Genomic DNA, 26654 nt, shown 5'->3' on the forward strand with positions numbered 1-26654 from the left:
AATTTTTATTTTACTTTAACTCTTCCCCTCAACCCAAAAGACCATGGCTACTTTCCGTCGAGTTCTATTCACGTTACTCCTTTTTCTGGTAAGCGAACCTCTTTTTTCACAACGATTTCAGGCCGATCTGATTGTCTATGGCGGTACTTCCGCAGGCATTACAGCGGCTGTGCAGGCCAAAAAGATGGGGAAATCCGTGATCGTGGTTTCTCCGGATCGTCACTTGGGTGGCCTTTCTTCGGGAGGGTTGGGGTTTACCGACACGGGAAATAAAGCCGTAATCGGAGGCTTGGCGAGGGAGTTTTACCATCGGCTTTACCTGCACTACCAGCAGGATTCGGCTTGGAAGTGGCAGAAGCGGGAGGAGTATGGCAACAAAGGTCAAGGCACGCCTGCGATTGATGGGGAAAACCGTACGATGTGGATTTTTGAGCCCCATGCCGCCGAGCGGATGTTTGAGGATTGGGTGAGAGAATACCATTTGGAAGTTCACCGGGATGAATGGCTTGATCGGGAAAAGGGTGTGGAGAAGAAAAACGGTAAGATTGCGTCGATTCAGACCCTTTCGGGGAAAACCTATTCAGGCAAAGTCTTTATCGATGCCACCTACGAGGGGGATTTGATGGCCGCTGCAGATGTGAGTTACCACGTGGGTCGGGAGGCCAATTCGGTCTATGGAGAAAAATGGAACGGGGTACAGGTGGGTGTTTTTCATCACAACCACTACTTCTATGACTCCATTTCTGCATTTCGGATCCCTGGCGATCCCAAAAGCGGACTATTGCCCGAAGTGTCTTCCTTTCCCCCGGGGAAAAACGGAGAAGGGGATCAGCGCTTGCAGGCCTACAACTTCCGCATGGCTTTGAGCCGTAATCCCAATAACCGGGTGCCTTTTCCTAAGCCTGAGGGTTATGATCCCGCCCGATACGAGTTGCTGGCGAGGGTGTATGCAGCAGGCTGGAAAGAGACGTTTTGGAAGTATGACCCTATTCCCAATCTGAAGACCGACACCAACAATCACGGGCCTTTTTCCACCGATTACATCGGGAAAAATTACGACTACCCCGAGGCGAGCTATGAGCGAAGGAACCAAATCATCAAGGAGCATGAGGCCTACCAAAAAGGGCTGATGTACTTCCTTGCCAATGATCCCCGAGTACCTGAAACCGTCCGTGCCGAAATGGCCAATTATGGACTGGCTAAGGATGAATTTGTCGACAATGGCAATTGGCCGCATCAGATCTATGTTCGCGAGGCGCGCCGGATGATTGGGGAATACGTGATGACCGAGCACGATGTCTTGGGCGCCAAGCAGGTTCCCCGTTCGGTGGGCATGGGTTCCTATTCACTCGATTCGCACAATACCCAGCGCTTTGTGACTCCGGGAGGATTTGTGCAAAACGAAGGAGACATTGGCGTGCATCCCAAGCAGCCGTATTCCATTTCCTATGGGACTCTGACTCCGAAAAAGTCCGAATGCACCAATTTGCTGGTACCCGTCTGTGTGTCGAGTTCGCATACAGCATTTGGCTCGATCCGGATGGAACCCGTGTTTATGATTTTGGGACAAAGCGCGGCGGCTGCGGCCTCCTTGGCGATCGATGAGGGAATCGCCGTGCAGGAGTTGGACTACGAAAAGCTGCGTAAGGTGCTGTTGGACGAAAAGCAGGTGTTGGAGAATTGAGCTTTTATAATCTTCTAATCACCTCTCCAGCCTCTCCAATATGGGCCACTTTGAAAAACCGCTCGTGCTCCACTTCGTGGTCGACCTGCTCGTGCACCCAAGTGATGTGAAAGGGTATATGGATGCCATAGCCACCCAGTTCCAGAACGGGAAGAATATCCGATTTGAGACTATTACCCAGCATCAGGAACTCTGAAGGATGGATATCCAGATGGCGGATGAGTTTTTCGTAGTCGCTGACCCGCTTTTCGCTCATGATCTCGATGTGGTGGAAGTGCTTTTCCAAACCTGACTTTCCGAGTTTGCGCTCCTGATCGACCAAGTCTCCCTTGGTGGCCATTACGATGCGATAGTCCCCGTTTAAATCTTTCAATACCTCTTCGACTCCGGGGAGGAGCTCGACGGGTTTTTCGAGCATTTCCTGACCGATTCGGATGATCTTGTCAATGACGGTAATCGGCATTTTGTGATCCGAGATGCGTAGTGCCGTCTCGATCATGGAGAGCATAAATCCCTTGATGCCATAGCCATAGAGTCGGAGGTTTTCGATTTCGGTGCGGTAAAGCTCCTTCATGATGGCATGCTGCGGCATAAAGTCTTCCATCAAACTGGCGAATTTTTCCTCCGCTTCGCGAAAAAAAGGCTCATTCACCCACAGGGTATCATCGGCATCGAAGGCAATTACTTTGATCGGCATCTTGGTTAAGGATTACTTTGAGTAAAAATACAGGTTTCGATTCAACTCCCAGACTTGGGTTCAGGGTTCAATTTTTTGCTTGAATTTTCTAAAATACCCATAGATCGCAAGTCCCAAAAGCGGCCCGACAGCCAAAAGTCCGAGGTAAATCTTAGCCTCCAGAAATCCGGAAAGGAATCTTGCCACTTGAATACTCGCAATGGTCAGCCCAAACCCGAGGCAATTGACCAAGGTCAAGGCGGTGCCCCGATGCTCGGGTTTGACGCTTTGAGCTACCAAAGTAGAAAACTGGGGAGAATCTGCCGTCACGAACAAACCCCAAATCAGCAGAAACGGGAAAATTATTCCGATTGGAAGTTGGGGATAAATCAGCAGCACCAAGCCGCAGATGCCCGAACCCAAAAGACTGATCAGCGCCACTCGTTCACTTCCTTTTTTCAGGGAAATCAAACCACCGACTGCGCAGGAAACACCGCCAGCTGCGATGATTACAAAGGTCCAAGCGGCTTGGGTAGTACCCTCGATTTTTCCCTCAGACAAAAAGAAAATCAAAGCAGGCAAAAATGCCCAAAAGGTATACAGCTCCCACATGTGTCCAAAATAGCCTCCAGCTGCCCCTTTTAGCGCTTTGTTTTTTGCAAAAGAGGGGAGTAGGCTGAGGTCAAGCTTAGGGTTGATTTTGCGAAAAGGTCCATCAGGAATCCCAAAGCCAACCAAGGCCCCGCTTCCGATCGCCAAGCCTGAAGTCACCAAGAGGAGCAATTTCCAGGAAACAGAGAGTTCGAAGGCTTTCAAAAGAAATGGGAAGGCGGTACCCAAAACCAATGCGCCAACCAGAAAACCAATGGCCGAACCCAAGCCTTTTTCCACATAATCGGCGGCAATTTTCATCCCAACAGGATAGATGCCTGCTAAAAAGAATCCCGTCAGAAAGCGGCTACCCAAAACCAAGCTGACTTCCAAGGGAAGGAGGAGCAAGATCAGATTGGAAGCGGCGGCCAGTACCGCACTGAAGAAAAACACATCGGAAGGTGAATACCGATCGGGGATGGAGAAAAAAGCATAGCCAAACGTGCCCACCACAAAACCCAACTGCACCATCGTGGTAATCAGCGGAACGAGGTCTTGTTGCCCCAAAAGGACTTCTAACTCAGGAGCGGCAGCATTACCTGCAAACCAAAGCGAAGTGCCCAGAAATTGAGCGATCACGATCAATTTCAGGGCACTTCGGGTAGAAATCGGGCTTGGCATTAGGCCTTCAGAATCGATTCGATTGCGCTCAGTTCGGAAGCTGTGAAGTTGCTGTTTTTCACCGCCGCCACATTGTCGTCGAGTTGCTCCGGCTTGGATACACCGATCAGCACGGAGGTGATTCTAGGATCTTTCAGCAGCCAGGCAATCGCCATTTGCGCGAGGGATTGACCTCTTTGATGGGCGATTTGGTTCAGGGCTTCGATTTTCGCCAATTTCTCTGGTGCGATTTGCTCTGCTTTTAGATATCTGCCGTCTTTTGCGGCACGGGAGTCCGCAGGGATTCCTTTGAGGTATTTGTCAGTCAGTAGGCCTTGTTCCAACGGTGAGAAAGCAATGCTTCCGATTCCTTTTTCTCCCAAGACGTCCAACAGGCCATTTTCCACCCAACGGTCCATCATGCTGTAGCGTGGCTGATGAATCAGCATAGGTACTCCCATTTCCTTCAGGATTTGGTAAGCTCGGGTAGTATCTTCCGCAGAATATTGGGAAACGCCCACATAAAGCGCTTTGCCTTGTCGATGCAGCTGAGCCAAAGCACCCATGGTTTCTTCCAAAGGAGTGGTTGGATCAGGTCGGTGATGGTAGAAAATATCCACGTAATCCAGGCCCATTCGCTTGAGACTCTGGTCGCAGCTGGCGATGAGGTATTTTTTTGAACCAAAGTTTCCATAAGGTCCCGGCCACATGTCCCAACCCGCCTTGGAGGAAATCAGGAGTTCGTCGCGATAAGGCAAAAAGTCCTTTTGCAGGATTCTTCCGAAGTTTTCTTCAGCAGAGCCAAAGGGAGGGCCGTAGTTATTGGCAAGGTCAAAGTGGCAAATACCCAAGTCAAAAGCTCGTCGGAGGATTTTTCTGCCAAGGGTCAGGTCGGCATTGTGGCCGAAGTTGTGCCAAAGGCCAAGGCTGATTTCGGGGAGTTGGAGGCCGCTTTTTCCGCAAAAGCGGTACTTCATCTGATCGTAACGGTCAGCCGCAGGCACATAGGGTAAGAGGGGGTTGTGATCGTTGATATGCATAGGTGAAATGGGTTGGTAATCCGGACTTATCCAAACCAAAGGATGCCGAGGAGGGTAACGCCCAAGGCAACGATGATCAGGAACAGCCAACTCTTCCAAATGTAGGAAATCCAATCCTTAAAGCTAATGCCCGATGCAGCAATGATCGCCATCATTCCACCATTGGTAGGGGTAATCATGTCCATCAGGGCAGCGGGATATTGGTAAGCCAAAACCGCCACCTGTCGATTGATCTGCATCAAATCCATCAAAGGCGCTGTCAGCGGCATGGTCAAAACGGCCTGACCCGAAGTGCTCGGTACGGGAATATGGATGAGCGCCTGGCTGATAAACATCCCTGCCACACCCAAGGCATCGGGCAAGGATTCTAAAGGCGAAAAAAGTCCCTGAATGATCGGATCGATCACGGCCCCTTTTTCCAAAATCAAATAGATACTTCGCGCCAACCCGACAATCATCCCGGCAAAGATCATCTCTCCAAATCCCTGCACGTAGGTGCGTGCGGTGCCATTCACCCCCAATCCTGCAATAAGCCCACAGGTGATTCCGATGACAAAAAATAGCGCGGACATCTCGTTGTAACCCCAATCCAGCGCAGTAATCCCATACGCCATCACGCCGATGCCTCCAAAGGCTATGAACAAAATCAATCCCATTCTGCCCGAAATCGGGCTTGGTTTGAGGTCTACTTCAGCTTCTTCGGTGGATTTCTTTTCCCCAATTACTCGGTGAAAGGTAATCCAAGCTAGCAGGACAAGCAGCCAAAAAGTGCCTCGAAAGGCTGCTCCGCTGAAAGGTTCTACTTCAGCTACTTTTTGCGCAAGCAGAGAAACAAAGGGATTGATCGGGGAAAAAGCCGCTCCAACCAAAGAACTTCCCAACGTGATGGCAATGATGCTGCGGAGATCGTATCGGAGTTTGGACGCCAAAATCACAAAGACCGGAACCATCGGGATAATCTCCTCCTGCATGGAAATGGCCGCACCTCCCAGGGCAAAAACCAACCCCAAGAGGTAGAATAGCAAGGCTTTGGAATGGCGAAAGCGATAGATCAACCCCTCGATTCCCGCTTGGAGTGCGCCTGTTTTTTCCACGATGAAAAAAGCTCCGCCAATAAACAGGATCAGCACCATGATCTCAGCTCCGGCAATCACCCCTTCTGGAATGGCCAAAAGCAAATCGCTGAGTGCGGGTTTTTCCTGAGCGATGGATTGGAAGCTGCCCGGGACCACCAGTTCCCGGCCTGTGTTTTCATCCAAAACCCGTTCGAATTTCCCCGCAGGAATCAAGTAGGTGGCGACTCCTGCCAGAAAAATGAAAACCAAAAGAATGACGAGTGGATGGGGAAAGGAGAGTTTCATTTAGGATTTCTATTTTTTGTTTTGGCAATTCTGCTAGGTGTTGACTATTCCTTGGGTTTTGCGCTGTTAGACCGATGACCGAAGCAACCAGCGCTTTGGCATTTCTTTGATCCCAACCTTATGATTTTATTGATGGCAAAATTTATGTGATTTTTATGTTAGACCTTGATTATTCATTTTCGCTACAACGTGTAAAATTTAGGCTTTACCCTTCTAAACTGTTGTTCGATTGGCTGATTGAAATCAAATTGTCAGTATCTAGGCTAATTTTTTATGGATATACGAAACTTTGCCAGTAGCTTACTTCGAAGTCCAAATAACCTAGTAAATACCAATTCTTGGACTTCTTCCGTCTTCTGTCTTCGGTCTCCCAGTCAAAATCAAAGGTATATTCGTCTACTGGCAGAATAGGGTATAATCAGATTTTCTATTCCACTAGTTAGAAATCAATTCTGAAATCACCGCTTCGGCAATTTTCTGTCGATGGTCTTCGATATCTCTTCCATTGGTCAGGACAAAAATCCCTTTGTCAAGCTCTTGGGAAAAGAAAAATAGCCCATTGTAGGCTCCTTGCTCTCCAAAATGCCCCAGAAAGGAATAACCTCCCAACTCAATTTCCTGAAAGCCTGAAGGTTTGATCCTTCCCTGAGAAAGGTTTTCCAAATTTGAAAACAACATACCCATTTCCCAGCGACTAAAGTGAATTAGGGCATTACCCAAATCTGCACCCGTACTGATCAAGCCTGAAGAAGGCGAAGGAATGCGTTCAAATTTGGTTTTCTTCTCTTCCAGTCTTTTCCAAAGAAAGGTGGGTTCGTATCCTTTGAGCGTAGTGTGGGCGACAGGGTCAAGGGAGGAATTGAAGGTGGAAGAAGTCATTCCTGCCGGTTTTAGCAGGTATTCCTGTGCCAATTCGGGGAAGGATTTTCCGGAGTGATTTTCCAAAACAAAGCCCAATAAGTCATAATTGAGATCCGCGTAATGGGGTTTTTTGAGGTTCCGATCTGGTTTTGGAAGTTGGGAAAGGAGTTGGCTCAATTGCTTTTGCTCGGTTTGGATGAGTAGCTGCTTCCAGTTTCTCAGGTCTTTCAATCCGGAAGTATGGTCGAGCAGGTCTCGAAGCGTGATTCCTTCCCAATCTGCGGAGCCAAGTTTTTTCTCTCTAGGCAAGACCTCAGGAATACTCGTTTGCAAGGAAATGCCATGTTCTTGAAAATAGGCCGAGGCAGTCAAAGCCGTAACCAACTTGCTGATCGAAGCCAAGGGAAAGGGGGTGTTTACCCTTAGGGAGTCTTTGCTTGTCAAATCAGCAAATCCTACGCTTTTTAGGATGGTCAACTTTTCATTTTCCACCACGCCAAGGACAATTCCCGGAATGCGGTAAGTCAACAGGCTTTGATGCAGGATGGAGTCGATTTTTTCACTTCGATTTTGTGGAGAAAGTGGAGGTTCCCACCTCACCAAAGGGTAGCTTTTCCACCATTGCCAACCCAAAAAAAGGATGAACCAGCTCATCAGCCCGATTAGGAAGAGTTTGATGCGCTGGTTCATAGGCTTTTAGACAGTAGACTCGGTTAGTGGAGATTTAGTTAGGATCGGGCGCTTGGAGACATAGTCTTTCGGCAAGTGGCTTTTCAAGCTCTTCACAAATAAGTGAAAATCCACCGTGATCGTGTGCCTTGGGGTATTGACCTGCTTGTAGTGTGGGTCGGTAACTTCCCGTTCGCAAAGTGCCTCCATGTTTTTGGGCCTTTTCCACTTTCCAATCAGTTCCTGCGCCATGAGTTTGCTTTGAAGTTCAGCCCCTGGCCAGATGCAACCCAAGGGCTGAAACATTCCGATAAAGTACAGATTGGTGATTTTAGGATGAAACATTTTGAGGTACAAAGGCACCGGTCCGGAAGAGTAGTCGATGAAGTTTTTGTCAAAAAACGGATGGCTCAGCCAATATCCCGTGCAAGCGATGATGGAATCGAATTCTTCGCTTTTTCCGTCTTCGAAAATGACCTTTTTGCCCTCAAATCGGGTGATGTCCAATCTTGGCTTGACTTTTCCATGACGGATTTTGTGCAGCAGCTCATCATTGATGGTGGGGTGGGTTGCGCCAAAAGGCTCCGTAATAGGCCTGAGTCCGTAAGCTTTGTTATCCCCTAGCATGACTTTGAGCAATAGCTGATTGAAGAAGCCTCTGACTTTCACCGGAAACCATTTGGTCTGTTCGGCGACCTTATCAGAAGGTTTTCCAAAGAAAAACTTGGGCACAATTCGATAGCCCCTTCTCCAGGATATGGCCGTCGAGGCCGAAACCCGGCTGGTTTCCACGGCTACATCGCAGGCGGAATTGCCTCCTCCGATGACCAAGACCCGCTTTCCTGCAAAAGGCGCTGCCTTCTTGAAATGGTGGGAGTGGAGAAACTCACCGGTAAACTCTCCGGGATATTCCGGATAGCGAGGTTTCCAATGGTGACCGTTTGCCACCACGAGATGGGTGAATTGCTCGGTTTTTTCGATTCCGTCTTTTTCAGTGGTCACCTGCCAGTGGAGTTCATCTATCCACTTGCACTCTTTTACCATCGTCCCAAATTGGATAAAAGGGTAGAGGTTAAACTTACGGGCGTAGGCCTGAAAGTAATTTCTAAGCACCTCGTGCGAGGGATAGTCGGCAGTCTCCGGGTCAAACTCATCAAAAGGAAAGTCCTCGTATTGGGAGAGCGTTTTGGAAGAAATGATGTGGGTGGTTTCGAAAACGCTGGAGTGGCTTTCTTTTTCGGAATAGATCCAGTTGCCGCCAACTTCTTCATTTCTGTCAAAGGCCACCGCGTCCAATCCTTGATCCAGGAGATTTTTGAGGGCTGTGATTCCGGATGGACCTGCACCGATCACCGCTATTTTGTACTTCATGGGGTATTTTGGGTTTAATGTCGAAAATTTGAGCCAGGGTGAAGTGGCTTTATTTTTCGAGGATTAATCTAGGATAAAATTTTGATTTTCACCTTCCCAAGTATTTATACAAATGGGAATCCCTTCAAACATTCCGGTTTTTAAAACATGGGATTGGTTGATTTAAAATCTTGCTTTTGAAGAGCGTTCTATTTTTAAACCTGGATTATGCATTAGAATTCGTAGCGAGAGTTCAAAATGCAAGAAAATCAGGCACTTTGGAGATCGAGGCGTAGCACCGCTACGGTGAGATCGAAAAGTGAAGTGAAACGACTGATTTTGAAGTATTTTGGGCTCGTAGTAGATTTTCTAATGCATATTTCAGGTTAAACCATTAAGGTCATTGAGAAAATTAAGGATTCGAGCTTTGCCCTTATGGAGGAGTTTAAAAGTAATTAGCCTGAAATCCAATGCTTCATTCCCTTAACTTTCTTAATGGTTAATGAGGTCATGGAGAAAATTAAGATTTTGAGCTTTGTCCTTATGGAGGAGATTAATAGTGATTAGCCTAAAATCCAGCTCTTAATTTCCTTAATTTTCTAAATGGTTAATTTTTTTGAATCGTCTTTGGATTTATCTATCGAGAAGAAAAAGGTGGTTTTGGAATCAATTTCTCTGCATTTATTCTAACTGTTTTTACTAATCAAATCGAGATTTCTCAGCATCAGCTCTGTGAATTTTTCCATCCCCGTGGTGGCTTTTTCTTGGATCAAATGAATGTTTGAGCCAAGGTAAGTATCCGGTTTGACCGGATCGATCAGGAATTTTTTGGCATCACGAGGTGCATAATCAATTAAGCTTGCCGCAGGATAGACTTGCAGCGAAGTACCCAATACGAGGAAGTAGTCAGCGGTCTTGGTCAGGTTGATAGCGGGTAGCATCATGGGCACAGACTCCCCAAACCACACGATGAAAGGACGGAGTTGGCTTCCCCGTTCACAGGTGTCTCCTTCTTTGATTTCCCAATGATCCATTGGATAGACCAATTTGGGGTCAAGAGTGCTTTGGGATTTGTTGAGTTCACCGTGGAGGTGAAGGACCTTGGTGGAACCTGCCCGCTCGTGCAAGTCATCCACATTTTGGGTGATGATTTCTACGTCCAGGTAGTGTTCCAGCTCGGCAAGAGCCAAGTGTGCGGCATTGGGTTGGCATTCTCGGGCTTGTTTTCGACGTTGATTATAGAATTCGAGCACGAGGCCTCGGTTTTTCCGCCAACCTTCCGGCGAGGCTACTTCCATTACCTCGTGATTTTCCCATAGGCCATTGGAGTCACGAAAAGTTCGAATGCCACTTTCGGCAGACACACCGGCACCGGTGAGGACGACGAGTTTTTTCTTAGTCATTTGAGTTGGGCCAATAGTCTAAAGGTAGCAGGTCGGCAATTTTTAGCCAAGACATGTAGCCTTCCAGAAACAGATCGAAAGCAGGGAAGTGATTTCCATTTTCTTGAATTGTGATTTTTCCAGTGGGTAGGTGGATCACGGATTCTTGGCGTCCTGGTTTGAAGTTGACAAAATAGGAGGGAAGAGGCGGGTATTTAGTGTTTTTGACAAAAAGGTAATCTTCAAATTGGATGACCAAGTCTCCTTCTTGATTTTTGAATGCGATTTTGGAAAAACCAAGTGGATTGGGATCCAGGATTTGAATGAATTTGGGTTTGCTGGAAAGCTCAGAAAATGCTTTTAGATCAAACTGTACCATTTCACCCGATCTTAATTTTTCAGCCATGGCCTTGATTTCTTGATCAGAAGGTCGATCTGGGTTAGGTATTCGCTGTAGTCGGTAGACTTCGAATCCCTCCTCAACCCAAGTGTTGGAATGCATTGCTCTCAGAAAGTGCATAAGACTTCCCCGATAGGCTTGTTCCCTGTTTTTGTCAATTACTTTCTGCTTTGTTTTTGATTTGATCAAGACTGGGCGAAACAGGGGATAACCGCCTGAAAGCAGGGATTTTTCTCGGGATTGCAATTCAAAAATTTCCAAGTCATAGTCAATCTCATAGCCTAAGTTTTTGTTGAGGATCTTTAGCGGATCATTGCTTCTGGCTTTAAGAAAACCCGGAGTAGTCACATCATCCAGGATGAGTTGCTTTTCATTTAATAAGACAGTTTGAATTGAGTTTTCACTTTGACCAAGAAAGTTGTTTTTAAAAATCTGCAAGTTTTGATACCACCTGGGGTCTCGCTCTTCGTTGACCTCCAGGGAGTCCAACTGGAGTTCTGTTCTCTGCAAGTAAATTGCCAAGGGTTGACTTAAAGAAATAGCCGAATTTAGTTCTCTAACAGCTTTTTCATACCCAAGCTTTGAGATCACTAATTCAAACCTTCCCTTGGGGACAGAAATGGAAAATTTGCCGCTTTCATCTGTGAGCGTTCCTATACTGGTATTGGCTAAAAAGACCATGGCAAAAGAAACTGGTTTTCGATCCTCTTGGTCATAAATAACCCCATCCAAAACGGATTGAGCCAAGCAAGTAGCTCCAATGGTTAATGTTAGAGATAAGGTTAAGAGAAACAGTTTCATGTTCTAAAACTAAATGTTTTACCTATACAAACAGGCAATAAAGGTCTCGAGTTGGGAAATGGACACCAGCAAAAAAAAACCGACCCTGTGTTCAGGATCGGTTTGTCTTATTTTTTCTTGGCGGGGAATTTACCTTTTTTCTTTCCTGCATCCGGCTGGGCCTCGATGATTTCGATGGTCTCGGAGTAGGTTAGTTCCTCGGCAACTTTTCCTTTGGGGATTTTGAAATTGTTTTTACCAAACTTGATGTAAGGCCCCCATCGGCCATTGAGAATCTGGATTTCAGGATTCTCGTCAAAAGCTTTGATGTGCTTATTGGCATCTGCTTCACGCTTGGCTTGGATGAGTTCGATCGCCTCCGCTTCGGTGATGGCGAGTGGATCTTGACCCTTTTGCAAGGAATAGAAGGCATTGTCATGTCGGATATAGGGACCAAATCTCCCCACCGCAGCGGTCATCTTTTTGTCCTCAAAGAATCCTACTTCCCGAGGCAGTTTGAAAAGCTCCAAGGCATCATCCATGGTTACATTTTCGATAAACTGGCCCTTTTTCAAGCTTGCAAATTGCTTGTCTTCATCCTCATTTTCTCCGATCTGTACCAAAGGTCCAAATCTTCCCAATCGTGCGTAGACATTCTTGCCTGAGGTAGGATGCTGTCCGATCAATCGGCTGGTATTCACGTCCTGACGGGAGACTTGCTCGGTTTCTTCCACGCTATGGTGGAATTTGCCATAGAAGCCATCGATCATGTCCTGCCAATCCTGGCCTCCTGCTGCAATTTCATCAAACTCTTTCTCCACATTGGCCGTGAAGTGGAAGTCGATGACATTGGGGAAATGCTCTACCAGGAAGTCATTGACTACCATGGCAATGTTGGTTGGGAAAAGCTTGTTCTTCTCCGCACCTGTATTTTCAGTTTTGTTGGACTCCTTGAATTTGCCTCCTGCTATGGTCATTTCCACGTAGTTTCTGGAGGTTCCTTCTCTGGACTCTTTCACTACATATTCTCTCTTTTGGATGGTAGAAATGGTCGGGGCGTAGGTAGATGGTCGGCCGATACCGAGTTCTTCGAGTTTTTTTACCAAAGAAGCTTCCGTATATCTTGGGGCAGGACGTGTAAACGTCTCTTTCCCCTTCATCTCTCTCATTGCCAAGCCTTGACCGATGGTGAGTGGAGGCAAAAGTGACTTGTTTCCTTCCTCATCCTCTTCCGGTTCGTCGTCGGTGTCTTCGAGGTATACTTTCAGAAAGCCGTCAAACTTGATGATTTCTCCGGTGGCCACGAGATGCTGTGGAGAATTGGAAATATCGACGGTGATGGTCGTACGTTCGAGCTCGGCGTCGGCCATCTGCGAAGCGATGGCACGCTTCCAGATCAGTTCGTAAAGTCGCTGCTCATTGCGGTCGCCGCTCACCTGACTTTGGGAAAAGTCTGTCGGTCGGATGGCTTCGTGAGCTTCCTGAGCGCTTTCGCTTTTGGTTGAGTATTGTCTGGACTTATGGTATTGAGATCCGAATGAATTTTCAATGGCATTTTTAGCAGCAGCCAAAGCATCTTGAGAGAGGTTGGTGCTGTCGGTACGCATGTAAGTGATTTTACCGGCTTCGTACAGCTTCTGTGCTACAGACATGGTTTGAGCTACTGAAAAGTAGAGCTTTCTGGAAGCTTCCTGCTGTAGGGTAGAGGTGGTAAAAGGTGCTGCAGGAGATTTTTTAGCAGGTTTCTTTTCGAGATTTCCTACGGAAAAAGTCGCCTCTAGGCATTTTTTGAGGAACTCCTCTGCTTCTGCCTTGGTCTCAAATTTTTTAGGAAGTTCTGCCTGAAAGGATTTTCCTTCCACTTCGAATATCGCTGTGATGCGGAAGGAAGATTTGGCTTTATGCCCTTCGATCTCACGCTCACGCTCTACAATCAAACGGACTGCTACGGACTGAACACGTCCTGCAGAGAGTCCTGTTTTGATTTTTTTCCAAAGAATCGGGGAAAGCTCAAAACCCACCAATCGATCCAGGATCCGTCGGGCTTGCTGTGCATTGACCAGATCGTAGTCGATTCCACGAGGATTTTCGATGGCTTTGGTGATTGCATTTTTGGTGATTTCCCGGAAGACGATTCGCTTAGTGTGCTGATCATCTAGCTTCAGGACCTCTTTTAAGTGCCAGGAAATGGCTTCTCCTTCGCGGTCATCGTCACTTGCGAGGTAGACCATTTCGGCATCCTTTGCGAGTGACTTTAGATTTTTGATCACTTCCTTTTTATCAGGAGTGACCTCGTAGGTAGGTTTGAAGCGGTTTTTGATATCTATCGCTTTATCGCCTTTGGGTAGGTCCCGCACGTGACCGTAGCTGGATACTACTTTGTAATCCTTGCCGAGGTAACCTTCGATAGTTTTGGCCTTGGCAGGGGATTCGACGATGACAAGATTTTTAGACATAAAAGAGAATTTGCATGCCGAGACGGCTTTCTTGAAAGGCTAAAAATAGACGGCATTGTTTTCTCCTCCAAATATTATAAAATTACGAAGTGAGGTTTTGGTTTGGTTTTTGGGGAATTGCAAGGCTAATTTTTAGTTAAATCGATTGCGTAATGAAACAATTAATTCTTTTAAGACATGGAGAAGCTGGCTTTTCCGATGGGGTGGATTTCCAACGCCAATTGACTGCAAGAGGCAAAACGCAGTTAAATAACCTAGGTCAACATCTTAGCCTCAAGGCATTGGAAGTGGACCGAATGTATTGCTCTTCGGCTACCCGTACACGGGAAACGGCAGAAATTATAAAAAGTCATCTACCGATAAAGGAGGAAATTTACGAGAAGGAAATCTACTCTGCCAATCTTGAAATTCTCCTGAAAATACTGGAAGAAACGCCCAAAGAAGTGGAGACTTGCCTTCTCATCGGACATAATCCAACCATCAGTCTGTTGGTTTCTCACCTTACTTCGGGAGATTACGTGGGGCTTCAGCCGGGTACGATGGCCATCTTGGAGGTAGAAATTACGGATTGGTACATGATCGGAATGCATACCGCCTCTTTGCGGGAGATCCTTTCCTGATCACTCAATTTCTCTCAGGACGTCAGCCTCGGTATATCTTGGTGTGCCTCCTTTTTGCGTAGCTACATAGCCTCCCAGTTTGCAGGCAAAGTCAAGAATTTCTTCAGGAGCCTTTTCTTCGAGGTAGGTTTTTACAAATCCGCTTAAAAAAGCGTCGCCTGCACCGATGGAATCCTGGAATTTCACCTTGTATCCCGGATGCTCAATCAACTTGCCTTTTTGGTAAAGGACCGCACCCTTGGCCCCGCGGGTGATGCAGATGATTTCCATCGGAAAATGCTGATCGAGGTAAGTGCAAAGCCCTTCAATAGTTGGTTCTGTTTTGAAATAATCCGCAAAAACTTCCAGCTCGTCCTCATTGATCTTGAGAATATCGGCAAAGCCCAGTAGGGTTTCGATCACCTCGAAATCATAAAAAGGAGGCCGCAAATTGGCATCGAATATTCGGAGTGTTGGATGATGAAGGAGTTGCAAAAGAGTTTTTAAGCTCTCTTGATTTCTTACCCCTAAGGTACCAAACACAAAAGCATCCGCTTCTTCCACCGCTTTATCCAGTTCGGTGGACCATTCGATATAGTCCCAAGCTACCGGTGACACGATGGTGTATTTGATGTTTTCAGGATCTGCCGTGTCCACCAACACCTTTGAAGTTTCTTTGTCTTTTTTGACCTGAATCAGACCCAAGGGGAGGTTAAAAGATTTGAGGAAATCGAGAAGATTTTGTCCATCCTGATCTGCCCCGACAGCCGAAATTAGCCTGGATTGCAGGCCTAGCTGATGGAGGTTGAGAGCGACATTCATAGGGGCACCGCCTGCCACCGGACCGGTGGGAAGGCAATCCCAAAGCATTTCACCGAAAATAACGACGTGATCACGCATGGTTTTTTTGTAAGTCTTTTTGAATTTCTTCCAGAGTTCTTCCTTTGGTTTCCGGCATTTTAAAGAATACCCAGAGCAATTGGACTACCATCATCAGGCAGAAAAACGAGAAAATATAACCGGGGCCGAAGCTATTGGCAAAGAAAGGAAATACGTTGGCGATGACGGCAGCAAGGATCCAATGGGTAAATGAACCCAAGGATTGGCCGGAAGCACGGAGTTCGTTGGGGAACATTTCGGAAATAAATACCCAAATCACGGATCCCTGACCCACAGCGTGAGAAGCGATAAAGCCGAATACGAAAATGGGAAGCCAAAATGCTGGAATACCCGGTCCGAGGAAATTGTAAGCCATCAAGCTCAGTGAGATGATGTAGCCAACCGAACCGATATACATCAGTTTTTTTCTTCCCAGTCTGTCAATCAGGTACAATCCGAAGAATGTTGCTACCAAGTTGATCAATCCGATGCCAATTGTAGAGATCAAGGCGCTTTCGGTGGAAATACCTGCCATTTCAAAGATCCTTGGAGCGAAATAGATGATCGCATTGATGCCTGAAACTTGGTTGAAAAAGGCAATCAGAATAGCCAGCATGGTGCTGGAAAAAAATCTTGAACTGAAAAGTCCTCCAAAACCAGCGTTTTGCTTCTTGTTTTTTTTCTCTTCGATTGCCAGTTGAATTGCTGCATCTACGCCCTCGGGGTCAGTTTTGGTTAGGATTTCCCGTGCTTTGGTCAAGTCGTTGAATTTGGCAATCAACCAACGTGGACTTTCCGGAATGCTGAAGATCATCACGCTGTAGATCAGTGCAGGAATGGCTTCTACGCCTAGCATCCATCTCCAATCCTCAGGTAATCCCGCTGTGCCGATCAGGTAATTGGATACATAAGCCATCACTATTCCGAACACAATATTAAATTGGTAAAGGGCTACCAAAAGGCCTCGGTTTTTAGCTGGGGCGATTTCCGAGATATACATCGGTGCTACTACAGAGGAAGCGCCGACACCTAAGCCACCCAAAAATCGGAAGAAGGTAAACGAGGTCACGTCCCAAGCAATGCCGGAACCTAAAGCTGAGATGAAGTAGAATAAACCGATCCAGAGTAAGCTTTTCTTCCTTCCCCAACGGTCTGCAGGAATTCCCCCAAAAAGTGCTCCGATCACCGTACCATAGAGCGCCGATGCAATAGCTAATCCATGCGTCCAATCGCTGAGTTGCCAAACTTCCTGAATGGCCCGCTCCGCGCCTGAAATCACAGCGGTATCAAAACCAAACAAAAAGCCGCCCAAAGCGGCCGTCAGAGATACAAAAAAGGCGTAGTTTTTTGAAGACATGGTTGATGGTGGGTCTAATGCCTTACTAAACTAAGGAGAAGGTTTTTATTTCAAAACACAAAAGGATCCTAGCCAGGAGTATCAACCAATATCAATCGATTTCCGACCCAAATTTTTGCATCAAAACCAAATAAAATTCTGTATTTATCTGTTCGGAAAATCCCTCTCAGGTGAAAATCCTTATATTCGCAAGCCTGAAAAGCAAACCCTTTTTCAGTCAAAGGAGTACCCTATTCTGTATAGAAACCCAAAGTCATGACTTTACCAACTGAGATTTACAAACCCAAAAACCACATCCGGATCGTTACCGCCGCCTCGCTTTTTGACGGACACGATGCAGCGATCAATATTATGCGCCGAATCATCCAGTCCACAGGCTGTGAAGTGATTCATCTCGGACATAATCGTTCGGTACAGGAAATTGTTGACTGCGCCATCCAGGAAGACGTACAAGCTATCGCCATCACTTCCTACCAAGGCGGACATGTGGAATTTTTTAAGTACATGTTTGATCTGCTCAAAGAAAAAGGAGCGGGACATATCAAGATCTTTGGCGGAGGAGGGGGAACGATCCTTCCGGAAGAGATCAAAGAATTGCATGGGTACGGGATTACCCGAATCTACTCTCCGGATGACGGTCGTGCCATGGGCTTACAGGGTATGATCAATGACTTGGTTTCTGCCTGTGATTTTCCGGTGGGTGATCAGGTCACGGCTGATTTTGTGTTCGATAAAAATGAAAAAGGCAGTGTGGCAAGAGCAATTTCTGCTTTTGAAAACTTCCCCGAGCAGTCTGCTATACTTTTGGATAAAGTCAGAAAAGCCAGCCAAAGCAGCAAAACACCGGTTTTGGGAATTACCGGAACGGGTGGTGCCGGAAAATCTTCCTTGGTGGATGAATTGGTGAGAAGATTTATCATTGATTTCGAGGATAAAAATCTGGCTATCATCTCCGTGGATCCTTCGAAGAGAAAGACAGGTGGAGCGCTTTTGGGTGACCGGATCCGGATGAACTCCATCAATCACCCTCGTGTGTTCATGCGCTCTTTGGCCACTCGCCAGTCCAATTTGGCTCTTTCCAAATACGTGCAGGATGCCGTGGATACCGTGAAATCAGCAGGGTTTGACTTGGTGATTTTGGAAACATCTGGTATCGGTCAGTCAGACACGGAGATTATCGAGCACTCAGACATTGCGCTTTACGTGATGACTCCTGAGTACGGGGCGGCTTCTCAGCTGGAAAAAATCGACATGCTGGACTTTGCAGACGTGATCGCGCTCAACAAGTTTGACAAGCGTGGCGCACTCGATGCCATCCGGGATGTGAAAAAGCAATACAAGCGAAATCACAACCTATGGGACATTGCCGATGAAGATATTCCGGTATTTGGTACCATCGCTTCTCAGTTTAATGATCCGGGAATGAATCAGCTCTACCGGGCAGTAATAGGCAAGGTGAATGAGAAATTCTCCGGATTGGAGAGTTCCTTTGAACTCACAGCGGGTACTTCTGAGAAAATCTACATCATCCCGCCTGCCCGTACCCGCTACCTCAGTGAGATCACCGAGATCAACCGAAACTATGATAAATGGGTAGAGGACCAAAAGGAAATCGCTCAACAGCTTTATTCGATAAAGAAGTCTATGGAGGCGATTCAATCCACCAACTTGGCCGACAAGGATCGTCTGATCAAGGAACTTCAGGAAGTTTATGCACAAGTAGAACTCAATCTCGACCCGAAAAACAAAAAGTGGCTGGAAGAATGGCCGGCTGAAGCAGCTCGCTATTCCGATGATTTTTATGTGTTCAAAGTCCGTGACAAGGAACTCAAAGTAAAAACCTACAGCACTTCTCTGGCCAATTCCCGAATTCCAAAAGTTGCCCTACCGAAGTATGAGGCTTGGGGAGAATTATTGAAGTGGGGATTAAGAGAAAATGTACCGGGACAGTTTCCCTACACTTCCGGTGTATTTCCATTCAAGCGGGAAGGGGAAGATCCGACCCGGATGTTTGCAGGGGAAGGTGGACCTGAGCGTACCAACAAGCGCTTCCACTACGTGTCCAAAGCCATGCCTGCGAAGCGACTGTCTACAGCTTTTGACTCGGTGACATTATATGGAGAAGACCCTGATTACCGTCCGGATATCTATGGTAAAATCGGTAACTCCGGCGTGAATGTCTGTTGCTTAGACGATGCCAAGAAGCTGTACTCAGGGTTCAACCTGGTCGATCCGATGACCTCTGTGTCCATGACCATCAATGGTCCTGCAGCTACGATGACGGCATTTTTCATGAATGCAGCCATCGATCAGCAGTGTGAGGTATACATCAAAGCCAATGGATTGGAAGGGGAAGTCGAGGCTAAGATTGAAGCCATCTATAAAGAAAAAGGACTTCCAAGACCTCGTTACAATGCTCCGATACCCGAAGGAAACGATGGCTTGGGCTTGATGCTTCTCGGTGTGACCGGAGATCAGGTCCTTCCAAAAGACGTGTATGAAAAGATCAAAGCCGACACGATCTCCAAAGTGAGGGGAACGGTACAGGCAGACATTCTGAAGGAAGATCAGGCACAGAACACCTGCATTTTCTCCACTGAGTTTTCCCTTCGATTGATGGGGGATGTGCAGCAGTATTTTATCGAAAACAAAGTCAGAAACTTCTACTCCGTTTCTATTTCCGGTTACCATATCGCAGAGGCGGGAGCCAACCCGATCACGCAGTTGGCCCTGACGCTTTCCAACGGATTCACCTACGTGGAATACTATGTGTCCCGAGGCATGAATATTAATGACTTTGCACCCAACCTTTCTTTCTTCTTTTCCAACGGGATCGATCCGGAGTATTCGGTCATCGGTCGCGTGGCTCGGAGAGTTTGGGCTAAAGCGATGAAGCTGAAATATGGAGGGAATGAGCGTTCGCAAATGCTCAAATATCATATCCAGACTTCAGGCAGATCCCTGCACGCACAGGAAATCGACTTCAATGATATCCGTACCACGCTTCAGGCCCTGTACGCGATCTATGACAACTGTAATTCGCTACACACCAACGCCTATGACGAAGCGATCACTACGCCTACGGAAGCATCAGTTCGTCGGGCAATGGCGATCCAGTTGATTATTAACAAGGAATTGGGCTTGGCGAAAAATGAGAATCCGCTTCAAGGATCCTTTATTATCGAGGAGTTGACCGACTTGGTGGAAGAGGCGGTTTATGTTGAGTTTGACCGAATCACTGAGCGGGGCGGTGTGCTAGGGGCCATGGAGACCATGTATCAGCGCGGCAAAATTCAGGAGGAAAGCCTTCATTACGAGATGCTCAAGCATACCGGAGAATATCCGATCATCGGGGTGAATACCTTTCTATCTAGCGAAGGTTCGCCAACGGTCACTCCTGGAGAAGTCATCCGTGCTACCATTGAGGAAAAAGAAGCTCAAATCACGACCTTGAGGAACCTACATGCCGCTTATGCAGGTTTGGAAAAGGATCAACTGATGTCACTCCAGAAGGCTGCGATCCATAATGAAAATGTCTTTGAAAAGCTGATGGAAGCCGCGAAGTACTGTTCACTGGGTCAGATTACCCATGCCTTGTATGAGGTAGGAGGGCAGTATCGAAGGAATATGTAATAAGATAGAAGGCTGAAGTCAGAAATCTGAAGAAGAGACAAGAGTCAAAAAGTTGGACTTGAGACGCATGACGTTAGACAAAAGAAACTAGGCACTTGGTGCTCGAAATAATAATGAGTCAGGTATGGGTGCTGCTTCTGGAGAAGCAGAATTTTATCCTTTTAAATATTAAAAAAGTGAACTTAGGGTTTTGAGTTTTTGTCAAATCCGAAATCTGAAATCTGAAATCCGAAATCAAAATTCCGACATCAAAAATGTCGTAAATCGTCATTCGTAAATCGTAAATCCACATGGCTAACAAACGCAACGTCACCGTCCGCATGAAGGCGGATTTGGAATATGAATCCCGCAATCCTCAGGGCAACTTGGTCAATATCGACATGTATGACCCCGAGCATAAGCATGCCCAATCACCTATGGACTTGTTGCTTTCGGCCTTGGGTGGATGTGCATCAGTAGATGCCGTGCTGATGATGAAGAAAAAGCGCAGAGAGATCGTGGATTTCTTTGTGGAGGTAGAGGGTATTCGAAATGATGGAGTGCCTGCATTCTACACCGATATCGAACTCAAGTTTGTCTTGGTTTCTCCCAATGCTACCGAGGATGAATTTGCCAAAGTGGTCGCTTTGTCTGTGGAAAAATATTGCTCTGTGGCTTCTTCACTTAAGTCTAACATCACATTCAAGTCCGAAGTAAGAAAACCTGAATGAGAGTCGTGAAAGAACTGGTCCGGGAAGAAATACGGGTGAGTATTTTTTCCTGGAACAACAAGTACATCCTCAAGTTTGAGTTGGGTCCGATGGAGCAGACCTTCAAGCTGAGCGAGATGGATGTGTTGGAGGAATCTGAGTTGGATGCGTTTATGGAAGGTGATTTTTTTGAGGGGGTAAAAGTTCGTTTTGAAGAAATGGGAAATTCTTTTCGAAGGCAGTTGGAAAATTCCTAACTTCAGATTCAACCACCCTTTTACATGAGTCTTTTTAGAGTTGCCCTTTTTTCTTTCCTTTTCTCTTTTTTTTATTCCTGTGGGAAAAAGAGCGAACCCTTGTCAGAGGGTGGACTCGAGAGGATTCAAGCCTTGATGGCTGATATGGAAAAAGAAGCGCAAGAAATGGCCGCCGAATTAGATAGAGTGGCTCACTTGTATGAATATTTAGTTCAGAAAAGGGACTCGGTTCTTGAAGAGTCAACAGTTCTCAAGTATACCTTTGAGGGACCTTTTTCCACGAATCGCCCCGATCAAGATTCTTCGCTGAGTTCTGTAATCATCCTAAATACCACCTCCGACCGCAAAAAGGCAGAAGAGGAGGTTCGTCTGACAAATAGCCTAGACAGTTTATTTGCTTCATTCATTCGAAAGAATAAAATGGCTGTGCAGATCTATTCCAATTCAGCCATGCAGGTAAGTCGTGTTTACCCATCTTATGATGCAAAAAATATAGTGGACCCGAATATTGATGTGACCACTTTCAATTTTTATTACGAGGCCGATTCTGTTCATAATCCCTCTCGGGGATTAGTTTGGATTCCGGATGCGTATGTTGATCCCGCAGGTAAGGGATGGATTTTGTCATTAGTTCATCCGATATACGAAGGAGATAAACTTTTCTCAGTGCTTGGGGTGGATTTTACGGTTTCGGCTTTGATCCAAAACTACCTGGAATCAGTGGAGGGTAATTTCATTTTGGTCAATGGTAAGGGAGATATAGTCGCCGCTAAAGGAGAAGCTACTGAGTTTTTGGGAATGCCACCTTTAAAAAACCATGTTTATCGAGAATCCATCCAGTCGGATAATTTTAGAATTTCCGATTTTAACCTGTTTCATAGCAAGAGTGCAGAAGTGAGGAAAATGGCACAAGCCCTTCTATTTGAAAAGAAAAACAGGTATGAGTTTGTGGACGAAGCCAATCTAAGGTTAGCGCTAGGTCTTTCATTCAATAAGATTGATTGGTATTTGATCGAATTATTCTCTGAGTATTGATGGAAAAGAAGATTTTTGAAAGATCCAATTACAAGCTTACCGCCGTGGTTGGCGGGATTTTGATTTTGCTTGTAGTATCGATCGGTATCAGTTTTTTCAATGCGCTGTATGAATCGCAGCTCAGCACCAGAAAAGAATTTTTGAATAAGCAGACCGAGTTGGCTGCAAGAGGGATTGAATTTGAACTGATCCGTTTTCAGGAAGAAACCCGAACTTTTTTGAATTACCTGGAAAACACAGATTGGGATCAAAATAAAGTACGCCAGGATCTCCCCCTTGCCGCTCGGAGGACCTTTATTGCCTTTCCAAGTATAATCGATACGATTTGGGTTGATTTGGGAGATTCGGTGATGAGATATACCATTACTTCCAGAAATGATTTCATTCAGTCCACTGTCCAAGGTATACCCGATTCCAAGGCAGGTAAATATCAGGTCATTGAAGGTAATTCAGGCTTAAAGACCGTGTATTCGTATGATCTTCTGGGATTTGCAAGGGAATTTGTGTCTAATTTTTACCAAACACCCGGAGGAAGTAAATACCTGCTTTTCAATAATCAACTGTTTGATATCGGAGCTGCATCCAGCGTTACAGAGCGAAAAATTCAAGATTCAGATCTTCAGCGAATTCGTGAGGATATTTCCTTAGGCCTAAAGGGATTTTATCAAATTACCTGGAATGAAGGCGGTGAAGCAGACATTGACGGGGTCTTGGCTCAGTACCCTTTCCGATTTGGATACGGGGATATTCCTGCGTCTTTGGCTTTTTCCGCTCCGGTTCAGAGCCTCACCTCAGGTCTTTACAGCACTTACTTTTACCTGTTTATTGGAATAGTTTTTTTGCTGATTGGATCGATTTTGTTTTTCGTCATATCCATCAAGAACAGCCTTGAAATCACAAAAAATAAGGAAGCCAGTTTAATCGAGATTTCAGAGCTATTTGAACAGCAAAATCTTCTTTTGAAAGAGCTTCGGGGTTTTGTCTTCTTTCACAATTACAAAGGAGAAATCAGCCGAATCAGTGAAGAGGTAGAAGAAGTGCTTGGCCATCCAAAGAAGAGTTTTGTGACAGCATTTCAAGATGGTTCCCAGCATCCGGCAGCACTCCAAGTCAAAGAGGAAATCCTCAAAGCGATCGCAGAAAAAAAAGAATATGTCAATATTGAGACCGATGTCATTCGGGCAGATAACAAAAAAATCAGGCTCAGAATCTTTGAAAAATTGATGTATGATGAGCTGGGACGCTTCAATGGGGGGATGGGGATCTGCACCGACATCACTGAGCAATACCAATCCGAGAAAGAGATCATTGAAAGTGAAAACCGACTCAGGGCTTTGATCAATAACCTTCCTGATGTGATTTTTATTTATGACAATGAGGGAAAAGTGTTGGATTTTCATATTCAGGGAAGAGAAAATCTACTTGAACCGGCCTCTCACACGTTGGGTAAGAAGTTGGAAGAATTTGTTCCTCAGGATCAGTTGAATGAAATCTTGTCAGCATTTCGACAAGCCAGAAAAACCGGAAAAATCCAGACGATTAATTCGGTTTGGAAAGATGAAAAGGAGGGAGTGCGTCACTATGAAATGAGATTTTTCCCTTTGGACCAGTCTCAGATGATTTCGATAGCCAAAGACATCACCAGTCAGAAAATCTGGGAAAATGGCTTGATGGAAGCGATGAATGCAGCAGATATGGCCAGCAAAGCCAAATCTGAATTTTTGGCCAACATGAGTCACGAGATCAGGACTCCGATGAATGGTCTATTGGGAATCATTGACCTTCTGGAGAGTACTAACCTGAATAAAATTCAAAAACAGTATGTGGATATCATCAAGAATTCCGGCAATTCACTGTTGACAATTATTCGGGATATTTTGGATTACTCCAAAATCGAATCAGGAAAAATTGAGATTCATACTACTGCGTTTAATCCCTTGGATGAACTGAAGGCTCAGGTGGAAATTCTGATCGGAATTGCCAAAAAGAAGTCAATTAGTCTCGACTTAAAGATTGACCCCAAAGCAGACCTTATTCTTGAAGGAGATAGAGGGAAAATTAATCAAGTGTTGCTCAATTTGATCGGAAATGCACTCAAGTTTACTCCTGAAAAAGGGAAAGTGAGTGTTCACATGGATTTGGAGGAATTCAGCGAAGAATTAGTCTATTTACACTATGTGGTGGAAGATACCGGAATCGGAATTTCCGAAGAACATTTGAAGCACTTGACTGAGCCTTTTTATCAAGTAGAAAGTTCAAACACCAGAGCTTATCAAGGCACGGGATTGGGTCTGGCAATAGCCAAAAAAGTAGCCGAATTGCTTGGGGGTGAGTTGGTCATCCGAAGTCAGTTGGGAAAAGGTTCTGTTTTCGGATTTTCTGTATTGCTCAAAAGATCGACCGATGCATTCCTTAAGTCGAGTTCGAGAGACCTCACCTGGAGAGATATCAGGGAAATGGGAGCTGTTTTTCCTTTGAGGATTCTACTTGCGGAGGATAACGAACTCAATCTTCAATTGATGAAATTGATGTTTCAGCAGTTAGGATTCGCCTTTGAGGTAGCCAAGAATGGTCAGGAAGCATTGGACATGGTCAAATCACATGAGTTTGATGTGGTCCTGATGGATGTGCAGATGCCGATCATGAATGGACTAGAAGCGACTGTGGCTATTCGTGAACTTCCGGATCGAAAGGACCTGATCATAATAGGTCTTTCTGCCAATGTGTTTGAAGAGGATCAGCAGAAAGCTTTGGATATGGGTATGGATGATTATTTGACCAAACCCATTCGATTGGCAGTCTTGGCAGATAAGTTGGAATTTTACTTCAGGAAAGTAAGAGGTAAAAGTGTTTCCTGATCGGTAACCAAAGAAAATGCCCCCACGAGATCATATTCTCTGTGGGGGCATTACTTTATAGGGGGATTACAGTGTTGTATTCAGATCAAAAGCCTCTAAGTAATCGGCTACTCTTCTGACAAACATCCCTCCCAAGGAACCATCTACTACTCGGTGGTCATAGGAGTGGGAAAGGAACATCTTGTGTCGAATAGCAATCACATCACCGGTCGGTGTCTCTACCACAGCTGGCTTTTTGACTATCGCTCCAATCGCCAAAATAGCAACTTGTGGTTGAGGAATGATAGGGGTGCCCATCACATTACCAAAAGAGCCCACATTGGATACCGTATAAGTGCCTCCGGCCAAGTCGTCTGCAGTTAATTTATTGTTTCTGGCTCTGTTTGCCAGATCATTCACTTTTTTGGAAATACCCACCAAGTTGAGTTGGTCTGCATTTTTGATGATCGGTACGATCAAGTTTCCTGATGGAAGGGCTACTGCCATACCCACATTGATGTCTTTTTTCTTGATGATTCGATCTCCATCCACTGAAATATTGATCATTGGGAAGTCTCTAATCGCTCTGGCTACAGCGTCAATAAAGAAGGGAGTATAGGTAATGCCCTCACCATATTTTGCGCGATAGGCTTCTTTGTTTTTATCCCGCCAAAGCACAATGTTGGTCATATCGGCCTCAACAAATGAGGTCACGTGTGCGGAAATTCTTCTGGACTCGATCATTCGCTGCGCGATCATTTTGCGCATACGATCCATTTCAATGATTTCATCCGATGCCGATATACTCGCTTGGACTTTCGGTTCTGAGATGGACGGAACTTTTGAAGTAACCTGTGATTGAACCACAGGAGAAGAGGAACGAACCTTCAGGTATTCTAGCATGTCTTGCTTAGTCACTCGGCCTTCCTTGCCGGTTCCTGGGATTCTTGAGAGTTCAGGAAACGCAATTCCTTCTTCTTTGGCTATGCTTTTAACCAAAGGAGAGTAAAACCGTCCATCTTCTGCAGGAGTTTCGTCCGAGATTTCAGGCTGGGAGAGAATTGTAGCGGTATTTGCAGGAGTTACTGAAATTAGTTCCTCTTTGACTGGCGTGTTCTCTTTAATGCTTTCAGTGGAAGCTGGTTTCGAATCTCCGGCAGTTTCAATAATTGCAATTGGAGCTCCGACTGCTACTACATCGCCTTCTTTGGCCAAAATTTTCTTCAAAATACCTCCATGCGTGGCAGGTACTTCAGTGTCTACTTTGTCGGTAGCCACTTCCAGTACGGACTCATCTTGCTCGATCGTGTCTCCTTCTTTCTTCAGCCAGGTAAGGATGGTGCCTTCTATGATACTTTCGCCCATTTTGGGCATCAGCATTTCTACACTTGCCATATCGGTTGAGGTAATTTAATTGGGTTTATATTCAACTTTTAAAATTAAATTTTATTGAATACC

Annotated in this window: 19 protein-coding genes; 7 read left to right on the forward strand and 12 right to left on the reverse strand. The window is 45.8% G+C overall.

Translation table 11 applies throughout. The features are described from left to right. Positions 1-43: 43 nt before the first annotated feature. A complete protein-coding gene (locus ACFPIK_RS01595; RefSeq protein WP_377911522.1) occupies positions 44-1684 on the forward strand; it encodes an FAD-dependent oxidoreductase in 1641 nt (546 codons plus the stop codon). A gap of 4 nt (positions 1685-1688) precedes the next feature. On the opposite strand, the gene ACFPIK_RS01600 is transcribed toward ACFPIK_RS01595, so the two are convergent. The 9 genes from ACFPIK_RS01600 to topA all read right to left on the reverse strand — a co-directional run bounded on the left by ACFPIK_RS01600 (position 1689) and on the right by topA (position 13910). Further along, positions 1689-2381, reverse strand: a complete 693-nt coding sequence (locus tag ACFPIK_RS01600) for an HAD family hydrolase (RefSeq protein WP_377911524.1) — start codon at positions 2379-2381, stop codon at positions 1689-1691. 60 nt (positions 2382-2441) lie between these two features. Then, complete coding sequence (locus tag ACFPIK_RS01605; protein WP_377911526.1) at positions 2442-3632, reverse strand: MFS transporter; 1191 nt, start codon at positions 3630-3632, stop codon at positions 2442-2444. Further along, on the reverse strand, positions 3632-4651 hold the full coding sequence (gene mgrA, locus ACFPIK_RS01610) for an L-glyceraldehyde 3-phosphate reductase (RefSeq protein ID WP_377911528.1): 1020 nt from the start codon (positions 4649-4651) through the stop codon (positions 3632-3634). The genes ACFPIK_RS01605 and mgrA overlap by 1 nt, the downstream gene beginning before the upstream one ends. Positions 4652-4677: 26 nt before the next feature. Further along, the gene (locus ACFPIK_RS01615) at positions 4678-6012 is read right to left on the reverse strand and encodes a YfcC family protein (RefSeq protein WP_377911530.1); all 1335 of its coding nucleotides are present in this window, start codon (positions 6010-6012) and stop codon (positions 4678-4680) included. A 435-nt stretch (positions 6013-6447) separates the two neighbouring features. Then, the gene (locus ACFPIK_RS01620) at positions 6448-7563 is read right to left on the reverse strand and encodes a serine hydrolase domain-containing protein (RefSeq protein WP_377911532.1); all 1116 of its coding nucleotides are present in this window, start codon (positions 7561-7563) and stop codon (positions 6448-6450) included. A gap of 6 nt (positions 7564-7569) precedes the next feature. Beyond that, positions 7570-8913, reverse strand: a complete 1344-nt coding sequence (locus ACFPIK_RS01625) for a flavin-containing monooxygenase (protein ID WP_377911534.1) — start codon at positions 8911-8913, stop codon at positions 7570-7572. Positions 8914-9578: 665 nt separating this feature from the next. Then, the gene (locus tag ACFPIK_RS01630) at positions 9579-10295 is read right to left on the reverse strand and encodes an SIR2 family NAD-dependent protein deacylase (protein ID WP_377911536.1); all 717 of its coding nucleotides are present in this window, start codon (positions 10293-10295) and stop codon (positions 9579-9581) included. Next, positions 10288-11475 (reverse strand): carboxypeptidase-like regulatory domain-containing protein, encoded by a 1188-nt coding sequence (locus tag ACFPIK_RS01635; RefSeq protein WP_377911538.1) that lies wholly within the window; start codon positions 11473-11475, stop codon positions 10288-10290. Before ACFPIK_RS01635 ends, ACFPIK_RS01630 begins: the two co-directional genes overlap by 8 nt. A 107-nt stretch (positions 11476-11582) precedes the next feature. Continuing rightward, complete coding sequence (topA, locus tag ACFPIK_RS01640; protein WP_377911540.1) at positions 11583-13910, reverse strand: type I DNA topoisomerase; 2328 nt, start codon at positions 13908-13910, stop codon at positions 11583-11585. A gap of 152 nt (positions 13911-14062) precedes the next feature. On the opposite strand from topA, the gene ACFPIK_RS01645 reads away from it, so the two are divergent. After that, positions 14063-14530: a SixA phosphatase family protein gene (locus ACFPIK_RS01645; RefSeq protein ID WP_377911542.1), complete on the forward strand. Its 468-nt coding sequence runs from the start codon at positions 14063-14065 to the stop codon at positions 14528-14530. Here ACFPIK_RS01645 and ACFPIK_RS01650 read toward each other — a convergent pair whose 3' ends face one another. Both ACFPIK_RS01650 and ACFPIK_RS01655 read right to left on the reverse strand, forming a co-directional pair. Then, positions 14531-15409 carry a carbohydrate kinase family protein gene (locus tag ACFPIK_RS01650; RefSeq protein WP_377911544.1) on the reverse strand — a complete coding sequence of 293 codons (879 nt, stop codon included), beginning with the start codon at positions 15407-15409 and terminating at the stop codon, positions 14531-14533. After that, positions 15402-16745, reverse strand: a complete 1344-nt coding sequence (locus ACFPIK_RS01655) for a sugar porter family MFS transporter (RefSeq protein WP_377911546.1) — start codon at positions 16743-16745, stop codon at positions 15402-15404. The genes ACFPIK_RS01650 and ACFPIK_RS01655 overlap by 8 nt, the downstream gene beginning before the upstream one ends. Before the next feature lie 255 nt (positions 16746-17000). Here ACFPIK_RS01655 and ACFPIK_RS01660 point away from each other — a divergent pair, with 255 nt between their 5' ends. The 5 genes from ACFPIK_RS01660 (at position 17001) to ACFPIK_RS01680 (ending at position 25217) form a co-directional block, all read left to right on the forward strand. After that, entirely contained in the window at positions 17001-20378 is a 3378-nt protein-coding gene (locus tag ACFPIK_RS01660; protein WP_377911548.1) for a methylmalonyl-CoA mutase family protein, read from the forward strand. 290 nt (positions 20379-20668) lie between these two features. After that, positions 20669-21088 carry an OsmC family protein gene (locus tag ACFPIK_RS01665; protein WP_377911550.1) on the forward strand — a complete coding sequence of 140 codons (420 nt, stop codon included), beginning with the start codon at positions 20669-20671 and terminating at the stop codon, positions 21086-21088. Continuing rightward, positions 21085-21324: a hypothetical protein gene (locus tag ACFPIK_RS01670; protein WP_377911552.1), complete on the forward strand. Its 240-nt coding sequence runs from the start codon at positions 21085-21087 to the stop codon at positions 21322-21324. The genes ACFPIK_RS01665 and ACFPIK_RS01670 overlap by 4 nt, the downstream gene beginning before the upstream one ends. A 24-nt stretch (positions 21325-21348) precedes the next feature. Then, complete coding sequence (locus ACFPIK_RS01675; protein WP_377911554.1) at positions 21349-22359, forward strand: hypothetical protein; 1011 nt, start codon at positions 21349-21351, stop codon at positions 22357-22359. Further along, positions 22359-25217, forward strand: a complete 2859-nt coding sequence (locus ACFPIK_RS01680; RefSeq protein WP_377911556.1) for an ATP-binding protein — start codon at positions 22359-22361, stop codon at positions 25215-25217. Before ACFPIK_RS01675 ends, ACFPIK_RS01680 begins: the two co-directional genes overlap by 1 nt. A 66-nt stretch (positions 25218-25283) precedes the next feature. On the opposite strand, the gene ACFPIK_RS01685 is transcribed toward ACFPIK_RS01680, so the two are convergent. After that, positions 25284-26591, reverse strand: a complete 1308-nt coding sequence (locus tag ACFPIK_RS01685; protein ID WP_377911558.1) for a dihydrolipoamide acetyltransferase family protein — start codon at positions 26589-26591, stop codon at positions 25284-25286. Positions 26592-26654: the final 63 nt, after the last annotated feature.

The sequence above is a fragment of the Algoriphagus aquatilis genome (genome assembly GCF_042657405.1).
In the GTDB taxonomy this organism is placed as follows: Bacteria; Bacteroidota; Bacteroidia; order Cytophagales; family Cyclobacteriaceae; genus Algoriphagus; species Algoriphagus aquatilis.